The 19,693-nt window shown below is 35.5% G+C and carries 14 protein-coding genes and 2 CRISPR repeat arrays; of the genes, 2 read left to right on the top strand and 12 right to left on the bottom strand.

The features are described from left to right. Positions 1-417: 417 nt before the first annotated feature. A CRISPR array of direct repeats spans positions 418-1,119; the repeat unit is 37 nt; unit sequence GTCTCAATCCTTGTTGTAGTGGATATTACGCTTTAAG. A gap of 40 nt (positions 1,120-1,159) precedes the next feature. Further along, positions 1,160-2,334 (top strand): IS3 family transposase gene (locus GX437_00165; GenBank protein NLJ06060.1). Its coding sequence is split into 2 segments (ribosomal slippage): positions 1,160-1,412 and positions 1,412-2,334, totalling 1,176 coding nucleotides; the frame shifts between segments, so codons are not numbered across the junction. Between the two features lie 30 nt (positions 2,335-2,364). Beyond that, a CRISPR array of direct repeats spans positions 2,365-5,762; the repeat unit is 37 nt; unit sequence GTCTCAATCCTTGTTGTAGTGGATATTACGCTTTAAG. Positions 5,763-5,987: 225 nt separating this feature from the next. On the opposite strand, the gene cas2 is transcribed toward GX437_00165, so the two are convergent. From cas2 to GX437_00125, 8 genes are all read right to left on the bottom strand, one after another. Continuing rightward, complete coding sequence (gene cas2 / locus GX437_00160; GenBank protein NLJ06059.1) at positions 5,988-6,419, bottom strand: CRISPR-associated endonuclease Cas2; 432 nt, start codon at positions 6,417-6,419, stop codon at positions 5,988-5,990. A gap of 202 nt (positions 6,420-6,621) precedes the next feature. Next, positions 6,622-7,641 (bottom strand): virulence protein E, encoded by a 1,020-nt coding sequence (locus GX437_00155; GenBank protein NLJ06058.1) that lies wholly within the window; start codon positions 7,639-7,641, stop codon positions 6,622-6,624. Positions 7,642-7,652: 11 nt separating this feature from the next. Beyond that, positions 7,653-8,642, bottom strand: a complete 990-nt coding sequence (gene cas1 / locus GX437_00150) for a CRISPR-associated endonuclease Cas1 (protein ID NLJ06057.1) — start codon at positions 8,640-8,642, stop codon at positions 7,653-7,655. Next, positions 8,639-9,496: a hypothetical protein gene (locus tag GX437_00145; GenBank protein ID NLJ06056.1), complete on the bottom strand. Its 858-nt coding sequence runs from the start codon at positions 9,494-9,496 to the stop codon at positions 8,639-8,641. The genes cas1 and GX437_00145 overlap by 4 nt, the downstream gene beginning before the upstream one ends. A gap of 12 nt (positions 9,497-9,508) precedes the next feature. Beyond that, positions 9,509-9,952 (bottom strand): hypothetical protein, encoded by a 444-nt coding sequence (locus GX437_00140; GenBank protein NLJ06055.1) that lies wholly within the window; start codon positions 9,950-9,952, stop codon positions 9,509-9,511. A gap of 2 nt (positions 9,953-9,954) precedes the next feature. Then, a complete protein-coding gene (locus tag GX437_00135; GenBank protein ID NLJ06054.1) occupies positions 9,955-11,283 on the bottom strand; it encodes a hypothetical protein in 1,329 nt (442 codons plus the stop codon). A 33-nt stretch (positions 11,284-11,316) separates the two neighbouring features. Further along, positions 11,317-11,775, bottom strand: coding sequence for a hypothetical protein (locus GX437_00130; GenBank protein ID NLJ06053.1), 459 nt, complete (start codon positions 11,773-11,775; stop codon positions 11,317-11,319). Between the two features lie 11 nt (positions 11,776-11,786). Beyond that, the gene (locus GX437_00125; protein ID NLJ06052.1) at positions 11,787-13,169 is read right to left on the bottom strand and encodes an AAA family ATPase; all 1,383 of its coding nucleotides are present in this window, start codon (positions 13,167-13,169) and stop codon (positions 11,787-11,789) included. 119 nt (positions 13,170-13,288) lie between these two features. Here GX437_00125 and GX437_00120 point away from each other — a divergent pair, with 119 nt between their 5' ends. Beyond that, positions 13,289-14,740, top strand: coding sequence for a sigma-54-dependent Fis family transcriptional regulator (locus GX437_00120; protein ID NLJ06051.1), 1,452 nt, complete (start codon positions 13,289-13,291; stop codon positions 14,738-14,740). On the opposite strand, the gene GX437_00115 is transcribed toward GX437_00120, so the two are convergent. The 4 genes from GX437_00115 to GX437_00100 form a co-directional block, all read right to left on the bottom strand. Further along, positions 14,732-16,210: a hypothetical protein gene (locus tag GX437_00115; protein NLJ06050.1), complete on the bottom strand. Its 1,479-nt coding sequence runs from the start codon at positions 16,208-16,210 to the stop codon at positions 14,732-14,734. The two genes, GX437_00120 and GX437_00115, sit on opposite strands and share 9 nt — an antisense overlap. Positions 16,211-16,217: 7 nt before the next feature. Beyond that, a complete protein-coding gene (locus GX437_00110; GenBank protein ID NLJ06049.1) occupies positions 16,218-17,438 on the bottom strand; it encodes an ATP-binding protein in 1,221 nt (406 codons plus the stop codon). A 100-nt stretch (positions 17,439-17,538) separates the two neighbouring features. Continuing rightward, positions 17,539-18,906 (bottom strand): hypothetical protein, encoded by a 1,368-nt coding sequence (locus tag GX437_00105; GenBank protein ID NLJ06048.1) that lies wholly within the window; start codon positions 18,904-18,906, stop codon positions 17,539-17,541. Between the two features lie 4 nt (positions 18,907-18,910). Then, positions 18,911-19,693: hypothetical protein (locus tag GX437_00100; GenBank protein NLJ06047.1), on the bottom strand; the 783-nt coding region annotated here is incomplete at its 5' end.

Genomic DNA, 19,693 nt, shown 5'->3' with positions numbered 1-19,693 from the left:
GTGTCTTGGTGGTTAAGTTTTTTTCACCACAGAGGCACAGAGAGCACAGAGAGCACGGTTTGTTTCACCACGGAGGCACAAAGGCACAAAGCTTCTAAGTTATTTTCTTAGTGTCTTGGTGGTTAAGTTTTTTTCACCACGGAGACACAGAGGAGCACAGAGGTTTGTTTCACCACGGAGACACAAAGGCACAAAGCTTCTAAGTTATTTTCTTAGTGTCTTGGTGTCTTGGTGGTTAAAGTATTCTTACCACGGAGAGCAAAGAGGGGCACGGAGGATTTATTGCCACAGAGAATGCGGAGAAAACGAGATAGTAAATTATACAAATAGTATCTTCGTGTCTTGGTGTTCTGGTGGTTAAGATTTTTTCAGGTTTCCGGGTTCTGCATTCACCAATACTCATTCCGCATACTGCTATGTCTCATCCTTGTTGCAGTGGATATTATTCTTTAAGACCATAGCTCAAGGTTTAAACCTTGGGCTATGAAGTCTCAATCCTTGTTGTAGTGGATATTACGCTTTAAGAGCAATATAAAAAAGGACTGCGAAGCTCTGTAATTGTCTCAATCCTTGTTGTAGTGGATATTACGCTTTAAGTGTGGCATATCCTCGTTTTATCAAGGTAAAAAAGATGTCTCAATCCTTGTTGTAGTGGATATTACGCTTTAAGATCATTCAGGTTAGGGGAATTAAATCCTTTCCCCCATTGTCTCAATCCTTGTTGTAGTGGATATTACGCTTTAAGTTATTCCATCTACAAAGTAAAAGGAGGGAAAGATGTGTGGTCTCAATCCTTGTTGTAGTGGATATTACGCTTTAAGCATAGTCCTTGATGGAAGACTCAAATTATGTACTGAGTGGTCTCAATCCTTGTTGTAGTGGATATTACGCTTTAAGTGTAAGTAGCACTTTTTGGTTCACAGATTCTATACAGTCTCAATCCTTGTTGTAGTGGATATTACGCTTTAAGAACTAAAGGACAACAAAATGGTAATAACGCTCGATGGTAGTCTCAATCCTTGTTGTAGTGGATATTACGCTTTAAGGTAAAGGTTGCAGAAGAATAAACTTTAGGAAAAGGAGTCTCAATCCTTGGACTTGCAATATTTTAGTGGACGGTTAGTTAAGACAAAACTGAGAATTTTAAAATCTTTGTAAAATGGAAACAAGAAGAAAATTTGATCGAGAATTTAAACTAAAAGCAGTCGAGTTGAGCTATTCCATGGAAAACATAAGGGAATTAGCACATGAATTAGATATTCGTCCAGAGCTGATTTATCGATGGCGTAGCGAATTTGCCGCATTAGAAGGTAAAAGCTTCCCGGGAAATGGAAAGAAAAAGATGACTGAAGAAGAATCTGAAATTGCCAGGCTTAAAAAAGAGTTAGCTGATATTAAGATGGAGCGAGATATCTTAAAAAAAGCAATAGGCATCTTTTCCAAGAGCGATGGGAAATATTTCAGTTTATAATGAATAACCGCACTAAATTTCCTGTTGAAAAGATGTGTAAAGTCTTAAAAGTAAGCAAAAGCGGATACTATAAATGGTTGAAAAGCAAGCCTCCAAAAAGATTTAAAGAAAATCAAGTTCTACTAATGAAAATTAGAGAAATACATAACAAAAGCAAAAAGACCTACGGTAGTCCAAGGATTACTGAAGAGCTTAGGAAAGAATTTAATAAGGTATCAAGACCTCGTGTAGCTCGGTTAATGCAAAGTTCAGGTATTCGAAGCATCGTACGGAAGAAATATGTTGCCACTACTGATTCTAAGCATTCTTTTCGAATTGCTGAAAATCTGTTGGATAGGAATTTTAACATAGGAACGATCAGTAAGGTATGGGTTTCAGACATAACTTATATTCCAACAAAAGAAGGTTGGCTCTATTTGACGACTGTTATAGATCTGGGCGATAGAAAGGTGATAGGATGGGCGCTATCAAGAACATTAAAAGCCGATGAGACAAGTATTTCAGCCTTTAGAATGGCCTTAAATAACCGTCCAATTACCCAACAACTAATATTTCATTCAGACAGAGGAGTTCAATACGCCTGTGATGAGTTTGTAAAAGTGCTTAAAAGACACAAAATCATCCAGCAAAGTATGAGTAGAAAGGGTAATTGTTGGGATAATGCAGTGGCAGAAAGCTTCTTTAAAACATTAAAATCCGAATGGACTAATTGGCATAAATATCAAACAATAAAAGAGGCGGCATTGTCTGTTTTTGATTACATTGAAACATGGTATAATCTTAAAAGAAAACACTCGGCACTTGGCTATATGTCACCTGCTGAATATGAAAAATATTTATTAACCAAAAATTCCGCAGCTTAATGACTTATCTTTGTGTCTACTATTTTATAGCAACTCCACCTTGTTGTAGTGGATATTACGCTTTAAGCGTGTCAAAGTTAATGGGGAACATATCCTCATTAAGGGTCTCAATCCTTGTTGTAGTGGATATTACGCTTTAAGAAATCATGAAAGTAAAGATTCAGTCTATTAATTTCAGTCTCAATCCTTGTTGTAGTGGATATTACGCTTTAAGAATGGATATATTGTTGTTAACGGAGTAGTTATGTGTCTCAATCCTTGTTGTAGTGGATATTACGCTTTAAGAGAATAAAGACAGAGAAGTTACTCTTGAAGATTTAGAGGTCTCAATCCTTGTTGTAGTGGATATTACGCTTTAAGAATTACTTGAAAAAATTGATGAAATAATAAAATGTCTCAATCCTTGTTGTAGTGGATATTACGCTTTAAGAGTTGATGCCCGTAATTATTGGCTAAAAAAGTTTTTAGTCTCAATCCTTGTTGTAGTGGATATTACGCTTTAAGACATCATAAATGAATACATCATTTTAGATGAAGTGTCTCAATCCTTGTTGTAGTGGATATTACGCTTTAAGAAGTATTAAAACAATACAGATATATCGTGTTTAATAGGGTCTCAATCCTTGTTGTAGTGGATATTACGCTTTAAGGATTGCTGATAGAGCCCCAAAAAAGGCAAAAGAACAGTCTCAATCCTTGTTGTAGTGGATATTACGCTTTAAGAACGGCTTGGCAAAACCATTTAGATTTTTGTAGATAGTCTCAATCCTTGTTGTAGTGGATATTACGCTTTAAGTCGTCAGGAAGCAGTATTTTAAAAATTTAACTGATGGTCTCAATCCTTGTTGTAGTGGATATTACGCTTTAAGATAATCAACACAACGATAGAAATACTATTAGGTCTCAATCCTTGTTGTAGTGGATATTACGCTTTAAGATGAATACAGATATGATATAAGTTTTAATTTCACGGGTCTCAATCCTTGTTGTAGTGGATATTACGCTTTAAGATACTATTAGTTATTGCCTGGACATTCTTTGTCCTGTCTCAATCCTTGTTGTAGTGGATATTACGCTTTAAGATAAGAATGCAAAAATGGACGGAAATCTCAAGACAAAGTCTCAATCCTTGTTGTAGTGGATATTACGCTTTAAGACTATGATAATTTCAGTTTTGGTCGAATTCACTGCTGTCTCAATCCTTGTTGTAGTGGATATTACGCTTTAAGTAGAGTTATGAGAGACTATAATGGGTTTATTTTTGGTGTCTCAATCCTTGTTGTAGTGGATATTACGCTTTAAGAAGAGTTGGCTCTACAAAACCATTTGGATTTTTGTAGTCTCAATCCTTGTTGTAGTGGATATTACGCTTTAAGGAATTAGACACTGAAACACAAGAAAAAGTTATTAACAGGTCTCAATCCTTGTTGTAGTGGATATTACGCTTTAAGAAGTTTATAAAATTGATTCAAATTGCTGGAAAATAGTCTCAATCCTTGTTGTAGTGGATATTACGCTTTAAGTAAAAAGTAATAATGTTTTACGTCATAAAAGAATAAGTCTCAATCCTTGTTGTAGTGGATATTACGCTTTAAGAAATTTATTTCACCTGCAATGACATATATTTGGACGAGTCTCAATCCTTGTTGTAGTGGATATTACGCTTTAAGAACCGCAGAATAAATATTATCAGCACCTCAACAATCATAGTCTCAATCCTTGTTGTAGTGGATATTACGCTTTAAGCAGGTCATCTGTCTTATCTGGGAGAGCATGAGATGTCTCAATCCTTGTTGTAGTGGATATTACGCTTTAAGCGGTATTTCATTAGGGTTATGTCTCATCTTAAAGAGTCTCAATCCTTGTTGTAGTGGATATTACGCTTTAAGTCCATTGGAATCCTTTAGATTGTGTTGTTGAAATCTCGTCTCAATCCTTGTTGTAGTGGATATTACGCTTTAAGATTGGTGTGGGGAAGCCTTTGGCTGCAACGGAACACAGTCTCAATCCTTGTTGTAGTGGATATTACGCTTTAAGTCCTACCTTGTACATAAAACATTTAGGGAATACTTGTCTCAATCCTTGTTGTAGTGGATATTACGCTTTAAGTTAAATCCTTTCCCCCATTTCTTGAAAAAGGAATGCGTCTCAATCCTTGTTGTAGTGGATATTACGCTTTAAGATGCTTACTAAAGATGATTTGTTAACTGCTTATACAGTCTCAATCCTTGTTGTAGTGGATATTACGCTTTAAGTTGGGCAAGAAGATGCTGTAACCAATACGGCTATATTGTCTCAATCCTTGTTGTAGTGGATATTACGCTTTAAGCCCAAGAAAAACTTCAGGCTATTTTAAATGCTGAAGGTCTCAATCCTTGTTGTAGTGGATATTACGCTTTAAGGAAAGAGTATCCTGTAATAAGAAGGAATAAATAAGTCTCAATCCTTGTTGTAGTGGATATTACGCTTTAAGAGGGTGTATAAACCCTCAAGACAAGGAAACCATATACGTCTCAATCCTTGTTGTAGTGGATATTACGCTTTAAGCAAGAAGATGCTGTAACCAATACAGCCCTACTGAAGCTGTCTCAATCCTTGTTGTAGTGGATATTACGCTTTAAGCAAAGGACGGATAACAAGGGACGAAATAAGAAAAATTTGTCTCAATCCTTGTTGTAGTGGATATTACGCTTTAAGTAGAACAGAAAAGTTTGTTTACAATCAGTAAAGACGTCTCAATCCTTGTTGTAGTGGATATTACGCTTTAAGTAAAATTAAAAGATGAAGAATATTCAATATTAGTCTCAATCCTTGTTGTAGTGGATATTACGCTTTAAGCTATTATGTTGATAGCGGAAGAGCGTTTTTTGAATATGTCTCAATCCTTGTTGTAGTGGATATTACGCTTTAAGCGACAGCGGACACAGTTAATGACATCAGGATAAGCAACGTCTCAATCCTTGTTGTAGTGGATATTACGCTTTAAGGTTTAGAAAGCTTATTCAAAGAGCACCCATGAAAGCTGTCTCAATCCTTGTTGTAGTGGATATTACGCTTTAAGCACTGTTCACGAGTGGGTGGATTCTCTTTCAGAGTCTCAATCCTTGTTGTAGTGGATATTACGCTTTAAGAAATAAAAACAACTAACGAAGGCTCTGCCTTCGGAGGAGTCTCAATCCTTGTTGTAGTGGATATTACGCTTTAAGCTGAAAGAAGGCTTGTACCTTCACAATTCCTACGGGAAGTCTCAATCCTTGTTGTAGTGGATATTACGCTTTAAGCGTTAAAAAAAGAAAAGGTTGGAGTGTTGATTGCCATGTCTCAATCCTTGTTGTAGTGGATATTACGCTTTAAGCCGCCCTAAACTGCTAAGTGGGTGGGAACAGAAGCAGTCTCAATCCTTGTTGTAGTGGATATTACGCTTTAAGAGGTAATTCTGTAATTTCTTAATTTTCAACCTGTTAAAGAACAAAAATCCGACATTAAACGGATATTTTTCCGCTGTTTTGTACTTTTTCCCAATCGCAAATATAAGATGTTTTCTGAAATTACAAAAAAGATTTTTTTTTAAAAAAAACAAATCAGTAAGTGATTGAATATCAGTTAAAATGCAATCCTTAGATAAGGTTTTATATCTGATGTATTTATCGGGGTCAGAAAAAAATGGTTGACGGATTGCTCAGGAAGAAGTTGAAATCTATGCTTTGTCCGATGATTTTCATAGCTCTTATTTCGTCACTTGATACCGGGACAAAAAATATGCTGTCGTTGTTATCGTAAAAACTTTGAACTTCTTTCAGGGTATTATGCATTTCATCAAATTTTTGCCTTTCGGTGTCGGCAATAAAAATGGATTTCTGAACCCTGATACATCCCTGTTTTTCAAGGTATTTGGCTATAGCTGTCCTGACCTTGTTGTTTTCAATGTCGTACATGATAAAGTAAAGCATACGATTGGTTTTACTTTCTGTTTTTCTGAAAATGCCTAATATTTTCCGGATTCTTTCACCTAAGGGTAGAAGTTGATCATCGGCTGGTGTCTGTCCTGAATTTCTTTTTTCATTAATACCTGCTTTTTTTAGCATTAACAATTTTTCTGCAAGCGTTTTTTCAGGTTTCTTTCTTCGGGGCATCTGTATGATGTATTTTGTCGTATTCTTTTTCTTCTTCAAACAAAGATACGAACTGCGAAGTTAATAATAAAACAGAAAGTTTTGAATGAATGACAGGTTTTTATATGATTGGAAGAATGATTCGTGTGATAATAGAAAACTTGTATCTGATTGTTTAATACAATTCTTCACAGAAAATCCGGTTGACAATATCTGCTAATTCAGGATTTGAACCGCGTTTGGGTGTTTTCACCACAGAAAATCCTTTTTTCCCATAAAAGACGTTTATTTCTGCCCAATATTGGCTGAGGCTTACTACAAATTTTTTCCCATAATTGATGTTTTCAATAGCCTTGACTTCAATGTCAAACTGATTGAGTTTTCTGGAAAGCTTTGTGATTATTTCTTCGAGTTGTTCAGGAACGTAAATGATTTTTTCTTTCTTTGTTCTGATATTGGGATTAAGTTTTTGACGAATATGATGTAGAATTTCCGGGGAAATTTCGTTTATTTCCTCAGCTTTTGGTATGAGTTCTTTTGCGACTTGCATAACTTCTTTTTCGTATTTGAGAAGGCTTTGTTCCACTTCTTTAACTTCGATTGTGCTTGAAAAATTGATATATGAGTTCATATCTACTGCCTCAGCTTTTTGATTAAAGCTGCAATCGGGGTCATAGCTGAGAAAACATGCCCTGGTAACATCAGAAGTTTTGTTATCAACTACCTGAAATAATTGATACTGCTGAGAAAAATGCTGAGCAAAAAGTTTGTAAAAAATACTGAACTGAGCATAGTCGTGGCATTTTTCTTTTAAGCGAAACAATAACTTCAAACCGTTACCTGAAGGACTGATAAATGCCATAACTACGCGGTTGTCGAGCATAAAGTCGAACCTGAGATTTTCGACACTTAGCTCTTTTTCTTTCAGATGGTCGATGTCAATTATAAAATGACTGATAGAGCTGAAGTTTTCGGTTTTCCGAATGGCAGGGTTAAAATGGCCGCAGGTAACATAAGGCAACATGGTTTTGAGTTGTCTGTATTTTTTAGGGTCGATGGTAGCTATATTGCGTAATTGATGGATTTTGTTTTTCAGCTCTTCAGGAGAGTCTTTAACCATCGAAAATAAATCTTTTTCACTGATTTTGACCAAAGGGTCGTTATAAGCCGTGATATTTTTTCCAAGCATTGTCATAGTTCAAAATTTTAAGGGTTAAACTTTAAAAATATTTGAGCCAGATGCTGGCAATATAATTCAATATGAGTGAGTCTGCTGCGTTCCAGCCCCTGTACACTGATGACTTCACTCAAATAGTCATTTACCGACTGTATTAAAATGCGCTTTCCCATGGTTTCAAGCCAGTAGCTGCCATCGGCTTTGATGCTGTAGCAATCGTCATCAATAACATTTTGTTGTAAAAGGTTGATTACTACATAGTCGATCCAGATTCTGTAAATTTCGATAATATCATAAGCCAAAGCGGGCCGGTTGTACTCATCACGATGAAAAATACCGATGTATGGATCGATTCCTGCTCTGATTAAAGCCCCTTCAATTTTTCCGTATAGCATTCCATACCCATAGTTTAACAGACAGTTGAAGATGTCCATTGCCGGATGCTGACTTCTGCCTGAACTCTGATAGGCAACAGGCAACACTTTATTGACCGCGTTGAAATAAATTTTTCCGGTTATGCCTTCCCATCCCCTGAGATTTTCAGCAATTTCTATTAGATAATTGCCTTCTAAATGCTTGATTTTCTCCTTATAAATATCAATACGCCTGATAGCATTGTCAATTTGTTTGATTGTTTGTTCGTTTTGCCCGGGAAGCAATGAAAGCAATAAGGCCATTTGGTTATCCAGTTTTTTGATTAATAATTCTTTAATCCACTCAACAGCATGTTTCGACTGGTTAAAATCGAGCTGGTGTCTGCGTATGGTTGATATGCTGCCGAATTTTACACTCCAGATTCTTCCTGAGGGTTTCCCGCTATTATCAATAAAAACAACATCGATCTGATTCTGAATAGCCAGCAAGGCAGCATCGGAAGTAATTGACGCCCCTCTGCTGACGCACACTGAACGTATCTTATCAGGGGCAATCATTTGCCGGCCGTCTTTGTGAATCACCACAAAGTTATCGTTTTCTTTTGCCAGGCACGTGCCATACGTATTTAATACCAGTTCTGTCATATTTTTTTGTTTAAAGCTTCCGTCAATAATTTTTTCATTTTTTCAGCAGAGCTTTTAGATATAACCGTTAAGTCAGTTTCTCCGCTTTCTTTCATCCATTTTTCCCAGAAATAGGTCAATTTATCCAGTTCATTCAATGCTGAAGTTTTAGGATTCAATCCTGCAACAATACACCTGAAAGGTGTGTTAAAATGTATTGGAATAAGTCCATAATCTGATTTTTCACTAATTTCTTTCCAGTTTAAACTTTGTAATCGGGAATAAAAGCTGGAAGAAGTAAACCGGTTCCCGTTTCTTAATGCATGCTGGTCATTTTCAAAATCAAAATAGCCATCGGTTAATACAATGACAATATTATCGGCATTACTGCTTAAATCGGTAGAAAGTTGTTCGTTAAAATATTTCCAGATATCGGTACCAAAGTAAAGGTTGGTATTTTTTCCCTTGTATGCAATTGAATAAATACTGTCGAGTGAAGGTTGAATGATTAAAGAAAGATGTTCAAGTTTTTCGTTTTTATATTGAATATCAATGTTTTCCATGTCGATACTCAGTTTATTTTCAAAACCGGATAGGGCAGGGGCATTATTTTTTTGTGGTAATATCCTGAAATTGAATTTATCAGAAGAATTAATAGTAATATTTTGGCGCACAGCACTGACAAAATGTTTGAATACTTCATTAATCATTACTTTATCGGCCTGAATGACCCCGTTAGCCGTTAAACGATCAGATAAATCAAGAAGGACAATATAGTTGACAGGTTTTACCCTCTCAACAGTGCTTTTAGCTGAATTACAGCCAGTTAAAATCAATGAAGCCCAAAAAATAATATGTAATAAATTCTTTGTCATAACTACCTCCGTTTAATTTAAATTCAAGTTTAACAAATTCGAGTTATTCTTTACAGAATTTTCTTCAAAGATGCCGAGCCTGAAGAAAAACTCATTGATGGCCAATCCAATGGCACTTATGCCTTCATAAAGCTCATCAATAAAATGTTCTTCCTGATGAAGAAAAAATTCATAGATGGCTGTAAAATGATGCCCGTTACAGGAAAATTTCACCAGTGGATACCTTGCAGCAACCTTGATTGCAATAATGTGCGAAACATTAATGTATTCGTCAGAGCCTGAAATGAAAAACTCTATACTTTTTAACTTCATAAATTTATTGTTGTCTGGAAACAACTCAAGAAGAAAATTTCTGTCTTCAAATCTGAAAAGAATGTTACTGTCATCATTCCAGCTCGGAAATAATGCTTCTGTCATGAGCTTGGTAAAAATGATATTTTCAAATCTTTTTGTCATAGTCAGTAAATTTTTGTTTTAACAAACTGATTGTCAATAAACTGTTCAAAAACTTTTATGCATGCAGCTTTTCTGTCATTCAGGTGTTCGGCAGCATTCAGGTAGCGTAGCCATCCATCAAAAAAGTTGTGCAGATTTCGGAGCAGAAGGTCTGGATCTTGAAGAAGTTTTTCAATTTGCTTTTTCAATAATCCTATTTCCTGGTCAAGTTGTAATATATTGTAAATAATATTGTTAAGCTCAAGTTTATGGTTGTTGATTTCATTTTTTACGGCTTTTATCTCTTCATTAAGACCTATAATAATTTTTTCTGCTGCTTTTTCTCCGTTTCTTTTTTCACCTTCAGCAATGCTTTCGTTAAACAGAAATGCCCATACCATATAGGCTACATAGCCGAAAATAATGACGAGCCAGAAATTAAAACTTTCGTACCATAAGTTTGTTTCCTTCAAGCCAATAAGTGTTTCTGCTATAACAATGTTTTGATGAATTTTACGGGCAAGTAAAAAATCGGCAGCAAGTGGGATGAATATGGCTAAAAAGAAGACAGGAATTTTATAAATCAGTTTCATTTTGCGGTGAAGGTAAATATGAGCAAGTAATCCCATGGCAAAAAAGAGTGAAGAGGCCAGATAAATCATCAGGGTAGAAGCCTGCAGTCGAAATAAAGCCATTGGGTCGAAAATACTGTTTAACATCATAGATAGATTGTCACTTGTTCCGAAATTTTTCAGGTCATGAATAATGTTTCTGAAAAATGCAGAATGAATTGCACTGGCATAAAAAAATATGAGGTAGATGCCTGTTAACCAGAGTATTATGATATAAAGCAGGTGTTTTGTTCGGTTGTAACCGGAAATGAGTGTTCCGTTTCTGGCGTCTTCTTTGGTTTTTTTGATCTCTGATTTCAATTCTCCTATTTTCTGCTCTTTTTCAGGTATTAATACCTCCCTGATATTTTTTTCCTGCTGTTCAAGTTCAATTTTTTTGCGGTTCCTTTCAGCAATTTGATCTTCAATCATGCTTTTACGCTTCAGATGTTCTGTTTCTGAATAGGTAATATCAACAATATGTCCTTCTTTTATCTCAAACAGATTGTTTTCCAAGGCTGTAGGATCACCCCTGTTAATGCCGGCCTGTTCAAATCCATAATCTGACAATTTCACTTTTGTAGTATTTGGTATTTCTGCTTGATTTTCAGGTGGTAATGATGAATCAAGACTTGTTTTCATATTTGCATTGATCTGATGATTAGCATGCGGCTTTATCGGCTCTGCTATTCTTTCAATCATGTTTTTTTTCTGAGCATTATTTTCTGTATAGTTTGTCATGAGCTTATATTTTAATTGTTAAACCATAAATTTTTAATACCACATAAAAAAATATCCGAGATCTTCGGTAAATACCAGTTCAATATTAGAAATTCCCTCTTTGGAATACATTTTCCACTTTGTCTCTGAAATGATAACATAATGATTGTTGTAATACTCGACATAGTAGTTCAGGCTACCTTCATCATCTGGGATAATTATACAGACATCACAGATCCATTCCTCATTAAAATAATAAATAACAGTTGCCCGGCTGGTCGTGATGGTAATATAATAGATGTTATCGCTGGTAAATCCCGATTCCAGTTGATAATCAGGGTCTTTAAACTCTTGTCTGATGTCAGAAGCTTTAAAACCAAGCCTTGCCTGTGCGAACAGATTTGTATGAACGAAAGTGGAAAAGATAAATAAAAAGGACAAAATCAGTATATTAATTACCTTATTTGTCTTTGTCTTAAAAACTGAAGCCATTATAAAAAAGTTCTTTGTCATAAGATTTTATTTTAAAAGGTTAAACCATTTTTTCCGTCAAACCATGAATACAAATTCTGAGAAGCCCTTGTGATAGCTGTGTAAAGCCACCTGAGGTCGTCTTTTCTGAATCCGGGATGGAGATATACATTATTCCATTCGCCTCCCTGTGCTTTATGGCAGGTCAGCGCATATCCATACCTTGCTCTGACAGCACTGACAAAAGCATCGTCATAAGGGTTGCGGGATTCACGAAAACGTGGGTTGCGTTTGTATGCTTCATGCAAAAGCTGTTTTTCTTTTTCAATAGGAATGCTGCCATCAGGAGCAGTAACACTTTCAATCATGATCTTTGTGTTTTCGACAACCTTCTCATTGTATAGATCCGTAAATTCGATTTTGGCATTGATAAAATGTAGCCCCGCAAATTCTTCAGGTTTCCATGTTTTTCTGACAACAAAGTGATTGCCTTTGAAAAGTGTGCTCTCCCCCACCATGACATTATGGTTGCATATCATCAGTTCGTCAGGCATGATATTGTGATGATTTTTATAGTTGTATCTGAAATTTCTTGCCCATGTGTTCATGGCATTGACCTGCGAATTAGCAAAAGCTATCATGATGGAATGGTCGCTGTTTTCATCAGAATAATCAGCCAGATATTTGTTGATAGAAGCACTAAAACTGCTGTATGCTTTGAAACTGTTAAAAGTATAAGACTTCCTGTCTTTAATAGATTGCAGAATCTGACATGCCATTTCAAGAATATATGAGTCGTGGGATTGACGCTCTACCTGCGATAGTTCAAAACTGTTTCCTTTGAGCTTGTAGCGGGAACTCAGATAATCGACAGATAAAGCAGGAGATTCGTTTGAACCCACAGGTGGCAGTTGATAGCGGTCACCTATTAATATTAATTTGTTCTGCGGATTACCTTTCTTGGCAAATCTGATCAGTTGGCCAAGAAGTGAAACATCCTGCACAAACATTCCTTCCTGATTGCTTTTGTCGCTGATCATTGATGCTTCATCAACGATAAAATAGCGTATTGAATCATGTGCTTTATTTGATTTAGGGGTAAAGCAAATTTGCATGGTTTTATCGTTAAACTCAGGGATGAAAAGCAGGTGATGCAGGGTAGCGGCATAAGAGCCGGTTTTTCGGCCCAGGATATGGGCAGAGCGACCGGTCGGTGAGGCGAGATAATAACCGGTTCCGCTCTCTTCGAAATAATCAACCAGCGACTTAACAAGGGAGGTTTTACCGCTACCTGCAGGACCAGAGAGGATGAAGAAATCATTGGATGAGCTTGTTATGAAATCACCTAAACATTTTAAGGCTTCAATCTGTTCCATATTTGGATTGAAGGAAAGCCCTTTTTTCAGTACATCATATATTTTGTTTGTGTTTGCCATATTATCAATCTTTAAATTTTGAACAAAAATTTTCCCTAACTATTCAAAAAAGATTCATCTTTGTTTTTTGAAGAAAAACATTATTTTTGTATTCAAAATTTAAATACCTAATTTAGAAAATGGATAGTAAAATTTTAATTAGCTGGATTGCTTATGGGAATGATTTTAACCAGGATATCACATTTAACATGAATGGACCAACGGCAACTTTTCATAGATATCACCTGGATAAATATGAAAAACATTACTGGTTAATGTCTTGGAATATGGGAGATAATATTAATTCTAGAAGAGAATCAGCAATATATGAATATATCAAGTTGGTTGGGATGGATAAAAAAATCATTCCCGTATTTATTGAAATAAAAGATCCTGTAAGTATCATTGAGGTAAGAGAAAAGCTTGAGAAAAAACTAATTGAACTTGGATTACATCAAAAAAGCTGTGATGTATTCATTTCACCCGGCACTCCGACCATGATGGTGGTCTGGTATTTTTTAGCTGTGTCGGGACAATACAAATTCAATCTTTTTCAGGTCAGACGCCCTGAATTTGCCGAAGGGAAAATTGAACCTGAGTATATTCAGATTGATAATACAATAGTCCCCCACACATTGTATATTAAAAGTGTGGCGACCACAATTAATTTGCAGGATGAGATTTGTCTTTCCGATTCCATAAAACCAATATATGAAATGGCAGAGAAAGCCGCAATGACAGATGAAATTCCGATTCTGATTCTAGGGGAAAATGGAACAGGGAAAGAGAATCTTGCACGATTTATTCATGAACATTCAGCGAGAAAGGATAAACCATTTGTCGCAGTTAATTGTTCTTCCCTAACCGATACTCTGATAGAAAGCCGTTTATTTGGTTATGTCAGAGGGGCTTTTACCGGAGCAATCAAAGATACCAAGGGTTTTTTTGAATCGGCCAATGGAGGCACTTTGTTTCTGGACGAAATAGGGGATATTTCACCATTTATGCAGCAAAGTTTATTAAGAGTTTTACAGGAAAAGAAAATCATCATGCTTGGCGATACTGTAGAAAAAAAAGTGAATGTCAGGATCATTTGTGCTACCAACAAGGATTTATTAAAGATGACACAGGAAGGTAAATTCAGAGAAGATCTCTATTACCGGATTGCTGCTGCTGAACTTGAACTACCGCCTTTAAGAAAAAGAGGAAAAAGTGAAATAGAAAAATACTTTAACTTTTTGGTTCCCAGACATAAACCTTCTGGTCAAAAAGTTTTTATTCTTAGCGAGGAAGCAAAAAAAATATTATTTAATTATTCTTTCCCTGGTAATATACGCGAATTGATCAATTTAATTTATAAGCTGTATTTATTACAAAAAGAGATAATAATGCCTTCAGATTTACCACCACGAATATTAGAAAACAGATTCAACATGAGTTCATGGAAACTCACTGACATTGAAAGAGAACATATTGTCAGAGCAATGGCATATTTCAATGGGAATAAGCAAAAAGTTGCAGAAGAGTTAGGAATTTCCTATACCACTTTATTTAAGAAAATTAAAGATTATCGAATTGAATGGTTACCATAAATTTAAAATATTCTTGATGTCGTCCTTAATATCGTCATAGACACCAAATGGTTTTTCCTTTGAAATATTAAATATTTCATCCCATTTTTGATTCAGTGTATCCAACGTTACTTTTTGGGGTAAGGAAGATTCAATGATTTCTTTCGTAACAGGCCTTAGATAATGGGCTATATCATTCCTTTTGCTAAGAAGTGGCATGCATTTGTTAAAAATAAAATTTAAATTATCTTTTCTTTTCTGATTAATTTGATAAAAACCCTTATCTATAAGAAAATTGAAAATGTATTTATAAGCAAACTTATTGGGGGTTTTCCATTCAATGTTTTTTTTATTGTTCATTTTTCTTGTTTCCAAAAAATCCTCCAATCCCTCAAATTTTTTTATCATTTTTATCCACTGATTATCATTTGGATTATTTCTTATTTCATTAAAAAGATTTTCTGTATTACCAAAAACTTTATCAACTTCAATTCTGTATAAGTTTTCTATTAATGTAAACAATCTCCAGAGATAATTTCCAAAGTCACCTCGTTTATAATATATTTTGGCGTGCAAATAAAGGTCTTTTGCTTTGTTTTCAGGTATGTCATCTTCATAATAATTGCAATTTTTATCCAGATTTTCATAGTCAAGGTTTAGTTTACTATGAGCAAATTCAGACAATTTAAAGATCTCATCCGCAGATGAAAAAAATCCTGAATTTGCAATTAATCCAAAATCATAATCTTCCAGATGTTTGATAATCTTTTGTTTATTCAAATCATTCAGAAAATTTTGTACAAAAAATAACTCTTTTGGCTCTTTGTCTTCAGCTTGCTGCCATTGCTTCACTTTCGTTTTATATGCCTGAATAAGTTGAAGTGTCAATGCCTGATTGATCTGGTCGATCCCTCCCTGCGGAAGCAGAAATATCTGATTAATTTCTTCTTCTTTCAGGTCAAAAATATAGGGGCATTTTCTCCTGAAATCGAGGTATTGCTTGTCAATATTGGTTAGCTCTTCAGTAATGGTATGAAACTTAAACTTCTCATCTTTTTCATCCGGAAATACATACTGGAGCTTTGCCTTGAAAATTCGGGACACAAACAGTGTATCATTTTTCCAGTGTTGTTCTTTTACCTTTTCTTTATCCTGATTGGTATCAACCAAAAACCAACAGTCAATTATCAGCTCAGGATCAGTTTTCCTGATTTGTTTAATAACAGGCAGAGTAAGTGGTAATTCAATGACAGGCAGAAAATCAGCAATGTGATTATAAACTTTTTCTCCGTCAATTCTTGGTGAAGATAACAGATAATAATTCTGACGGTCTCTGTTGGGTCTCAGAGAAATTTCAATATTCTTTTCCCTGTGCTTCAGAACAAAAATATTTCCGTTCTGAGCGATAATAAAGCCATGACGTCCAACAACATCCTGGTTAAACTGTACATCGCTTGTCCCAAAAGTAATGGCAAAAATGTTTTTCATCATCTGCTGGTTAGATTTCCATTTTTAAAAACTCTCTTAAATGAATATGTTTGATCCCCAAATTGCCTGTGGAAATTACCGGATCCATTGACACCACATATTTAGGATAATTGTCATCTATCTTTCTCAGGTTTCCGAATTCTCTTTCATACACTTTTTGATCAGGTATCAGATAGGCTACCTGAACATAAATTTTTTCGTTGACACGTGTTCCCACAAAGTCAATTTCCTTATCATTCAAGGCAACAGTATGTACTTCAAATCCGTTATACTGTAAATGCAGCAAAACAGCATTTTCAATGATTTTTCCAATATCGTTCATCGAAAAACCGGCAATGAGATTTCGTAAACCCAAATCTTCAAAAAAGTATTTTTCCCCGACCTCAAACACCCGCTTTCCCTTAATATCTGTTCTTTTAATCTTTTTAAGGAAAAAAGCATCTGTCAGGTAATTCAAATATTCCAGAACCCTGACTGTTGCCATGCGGATTCCCTGAGATTTCAAATATTCACTTATTTTGTTGGATGACAATAAGGAGCCAATATGATCGGCTGAGAACTGAACCAGATTTTCAAGAAAATGAATATTTCTTATGCCATGTCTGTTTACAATATCTTTAAATAAAATCGTGTTATACACGCCTCTGAGATATTCAAAAACAGTCAGATCATCCAGTGATAAATTTATTAAATAAGGAAGTCCCCCAAACTTAAGATATTTCAATAAGGCATTGTCCGTATCATCGAGATGATGAAAATCCAAAAACTCAGTATAACTTAATGCTCCAATCCGAAATTCGATAGATCTTCCACTCATTATTCCTGCAATATCTATTGATAAAAATGAGGCATTACTCCCACTGCACCAGATATCCCATTTTCGGTCTGCGAGCAAACTCCTTAATGCATTTTCAAAACCCTTAATTTCCTGAACTTCATCAATAAAAAGATAGTTGTATCTGGCTTTATCCTTATTTTTCAGATATTCAATCAGTTGAAACTCTGTATTAATAAAGCGGTATTCAGCTAATTCTTTATTAATAAAAACAATGTTAGCTTCCGTATTCGAGTTTATGATATGCTGTGCAACCTGATAAAGCATATAGCTTTTGCCCACCCTTCGCTGTCCTGAAAAAACCTTGATTATGTCTTTATCAATATATTTTACCGCATGATCAATATATTTTTGCCGATTGATAAGTTTTTCCGGTATAAATTTATCTTTCTCCATTTTATGTATATGTAAAACTTTCGGCAAATATAATAAAAGATTTATGTATGCGTAAAACTTTTATTGATGCAATTTTATGAATCTTAAGTTAGGAGTCCGCCTATTTTTTGTATCCTTTGAAACTGGCCTGATTAAAATTGCCTTTTTTATCAGGATAGATAGCGACCTCAATAACCTTTCCGGGTTCTGCTTTTCCACTGACGAGTCTGACGATTTTCTTTGTTCCGTCTGGCATATAAACTTCAACCTGATTGTTTTCCTTTACTTCCGCATCCAGGAGGTTTTCTTTATTTGGCTTTAGGATAATATCTCTATGTACAGGCTTAACTTCCAGCGTTTTAACATCACCCATTCGGGTTTCATGAGAGCTTTCTTGAGTAATTAAAGAAGACTGTTCAAATGGATTAAGAGAAAGTAAAACATATCCCAAGGGACCAAAATAGGATGGATTTGGCCATTGGTCGAAAGCAATTCTGCGGGTTTTGTATCTGGGTATCTTGTTCTTGTTTCTTTCAATAGTTCCAACTTGAATATGATTATCAAATTTCCAGTCACCGCTCATCGCATGAAAACCTGTACCAAAACCTAACCGCATCAGGTATCCTCTGTTGGCTGGTGCTATAATTCTCCTCATCTGGTCAATTATCTGATTGCTTTTATCTCCTTTGTAATTTTCAAACCATCTGATTTCTTTGTCAACAAAATTTAAAGTGTATTGGTTTATTGCCTCAAGGAAATGTTGAATAATGTTATCCTGATTAAGAAAATTTCTGGCATATGGGTGTAAACCGGATAATTGTCTTTGAAAGTTTTGAAAGAATGGTTGAGCAATTTTAAGGGAAAAAGAACTGGATGAGCCAATTTCTGGTGATTCAAAAGCCGTATCAAACCCATTCGGGTTAAAATTGTCTTCATTTTTGGTTCGGGCAACTTTCCATCTTATTCCACGGTTGCCCAGCGAAGCAATTTTGGAACGGTATAACCTGACTTCATTAAAAAAACAATCAGTAACTTTAATATAACGGAAAAGGCTGTTTTCAAAATTTTTAATAAAAACAGGGTCAGGATTATCATTTGCATGCCCTCCACAGAGATGGTTTGCAATTGCACTGCGCATGGCGCCTTTCAGGGAACTTCCCGGTATATAAGGTCTGCCATCTGCTCCGGATTTAATGAAGGCTTTGATTTCACCGGTAGAACCTTTTTCACCCATAAAAGTTCTGACATATCGATATTTCCAGTCATCTTGTTTTTTAATTAAATTTGCCAGGGCGTTATTGTCACCACTTGCTAATGCTGTAGCAAGTAAATCAGGGTCAATACCTTTTTCAGGATGATATAATTCACTTTCAATTATTCTGTAATTTTCAAAAAAATCAAGTCCTTCCTGCAGATTCTTTTCCTGTGCCCCGCCAATATAAACAGGTGAGATTATTTTAAGAAATATCTGCTGTTCAATATTTATCATCTCATTAAATGTTTACAGGTAAAAAAATTGTTCTACCGCAGCGATAAACCTGATGTTCTGGTACCACCAACCCTTCAGGCTTTGGTTTTAGGTCAATGGCGCCCTGTCCATCTGAAAATCTCCCATTCATATTAATTTTGAATATGCTCCCCTCAGTGAACATATAAATGTATTTTTTCCTGATCCCAAGAAACCCTTCCTGAGTAATCCAGCCACCACGCCTGATTAAATCCCATCGGCATTTTTTTTCACCCGAATCCTTTGAACCAAGAAGCTCTTCTAAATTAATATGAATATCAGGGCAATAAAGTCCAAGATTGGTATAATATTCAGTTTTTCCCGGAAGATTTAACTCAATTATGCCTTCGCTGAGTGTGTAGGTCCCCTGACCGATATTTCTGTCAGTACCAATGCCTTCAAATTGTAATATTTCAAGCCCTTTCTTTAACAAATCAGTATTTCCTTCTGCCAGAAGATATAAGCCGGAACCCTCAGAAAAGTAAATACGTTCCATGTAGAAAATACTGGTTTTTCCCAGGTTTTCTGATACACTTCTCGGAATACTTACACGAGGGACTGTCTGTCTGAAACTGATGACGTGGTCTGACAGGTTTGCTTCAGTCAGGTATTCATCATAAATGGGATGATTATTTTCATCTCCCAGTTCAATTTCTTCCTTTGACAATAGTTTCTGAAAACTTTCTTTATCGAGCCACCTGGTTTTTTTTATCTTTTTTGCAAGCTTTCCGGCTATTTCCGAGTTGGTGTTAAAAGGAATGAGGGGTTT

The sequence above is a fragment of the Sphingobacteriales bacterium genome (assembly GCA_012517435.1).
GTDB lineage: Bacteria > Bacteroidota > Bacteroidia > CAILMK01 > JAAYUY01 > JAAYUY01.
This window is presented reverse-complemented; position numbering and strand designations above follow the sequence as displayed.

Excerpts from the sequence above, each read along its gene's own strand:
- GX437_00130 (NLJ06053.1), bottom strand. The coding sequence starts at position 11,775 with ATGACAAAGAACTTTTTTATAATGGCTTCAGTTTTTAAGACAAAGACA.
- GX437_00110 (NLJ06049.1), bottom strand. The coding sequence starts at position 17,438 with ATGGAGAAAGATAAATTTATACCGGAAAAACTTATCAATCGGCAAAAA.
- GX437_00155 (NLJ06058.1), bottom strand. The coding sequence starts at position 7,641 with ATGACAATGCTTGGAAAAAATATCACGGCTTATAACGACCCTTTGGTC.
- GX437_00120 (NLJ06051.1), top strand. The coding sequence starts at position 13,289 with ATGGATAGTAAAATTTTAATTAGCTGGATTGCTTATGGGAATGATTTT.
- GX437_00145 (NLJ06056.1), bottom strand. The coding sequence starts at position 9,496 with ATGACAAAGAATTTATTACATATTATTTTTTGGGCTTCATTGATTTTA.
- GX437_00115 (NLJ06050.1), bottom strand. The coding sequence starts at position 16,210 with ATGATGAAAAACATTTTTGCCATTACTTTTGGGACAAGCGATGTACAG.
- cas2 (NLJ06059.1), bottom strand. The coding sequence starts at position 6,419 with ATGCTAAAAAAAGCAGGTATTAATGAAAAAAGAAATTCAGGACAGACA.
- GX437_00125 (NLJ06052.1), bottom strand. The coding sequence starts at position 13,169 with ATGGCAAACACAAACAAAATATATGATGTACTGAAAAAAGGGCTTTCC.
- GX437_00105 (NLJ06048.1), bottom strand. The coding sequence starts at position 18,906 with ATGATAAATATTGAACAGCAGATATTTCTTAAAATAATCTCACCTGTT.
- cas1 (NLJ06057.1), bottom strand. The coding sequence starts at position 8,642 with ATGACAGAACTGGTATTAAATACGTATGGCACGTGCCTGGCAAAAGAA.
- GX437_00135 (NLJ06054.1), bottom strand. The coding sequence starts at position 11,283 with ATGACAAACTATACAGAAAATAATGCTCAGAAAAAAAACATGATTGAA.
- GX437_00140 (NLJ06055.1), bottom strand. The coding sequence starts at position 9,952 with ATGACAAAAAGATTTGAAAATATCATTTTTACCAAGCTCATGACAGAA.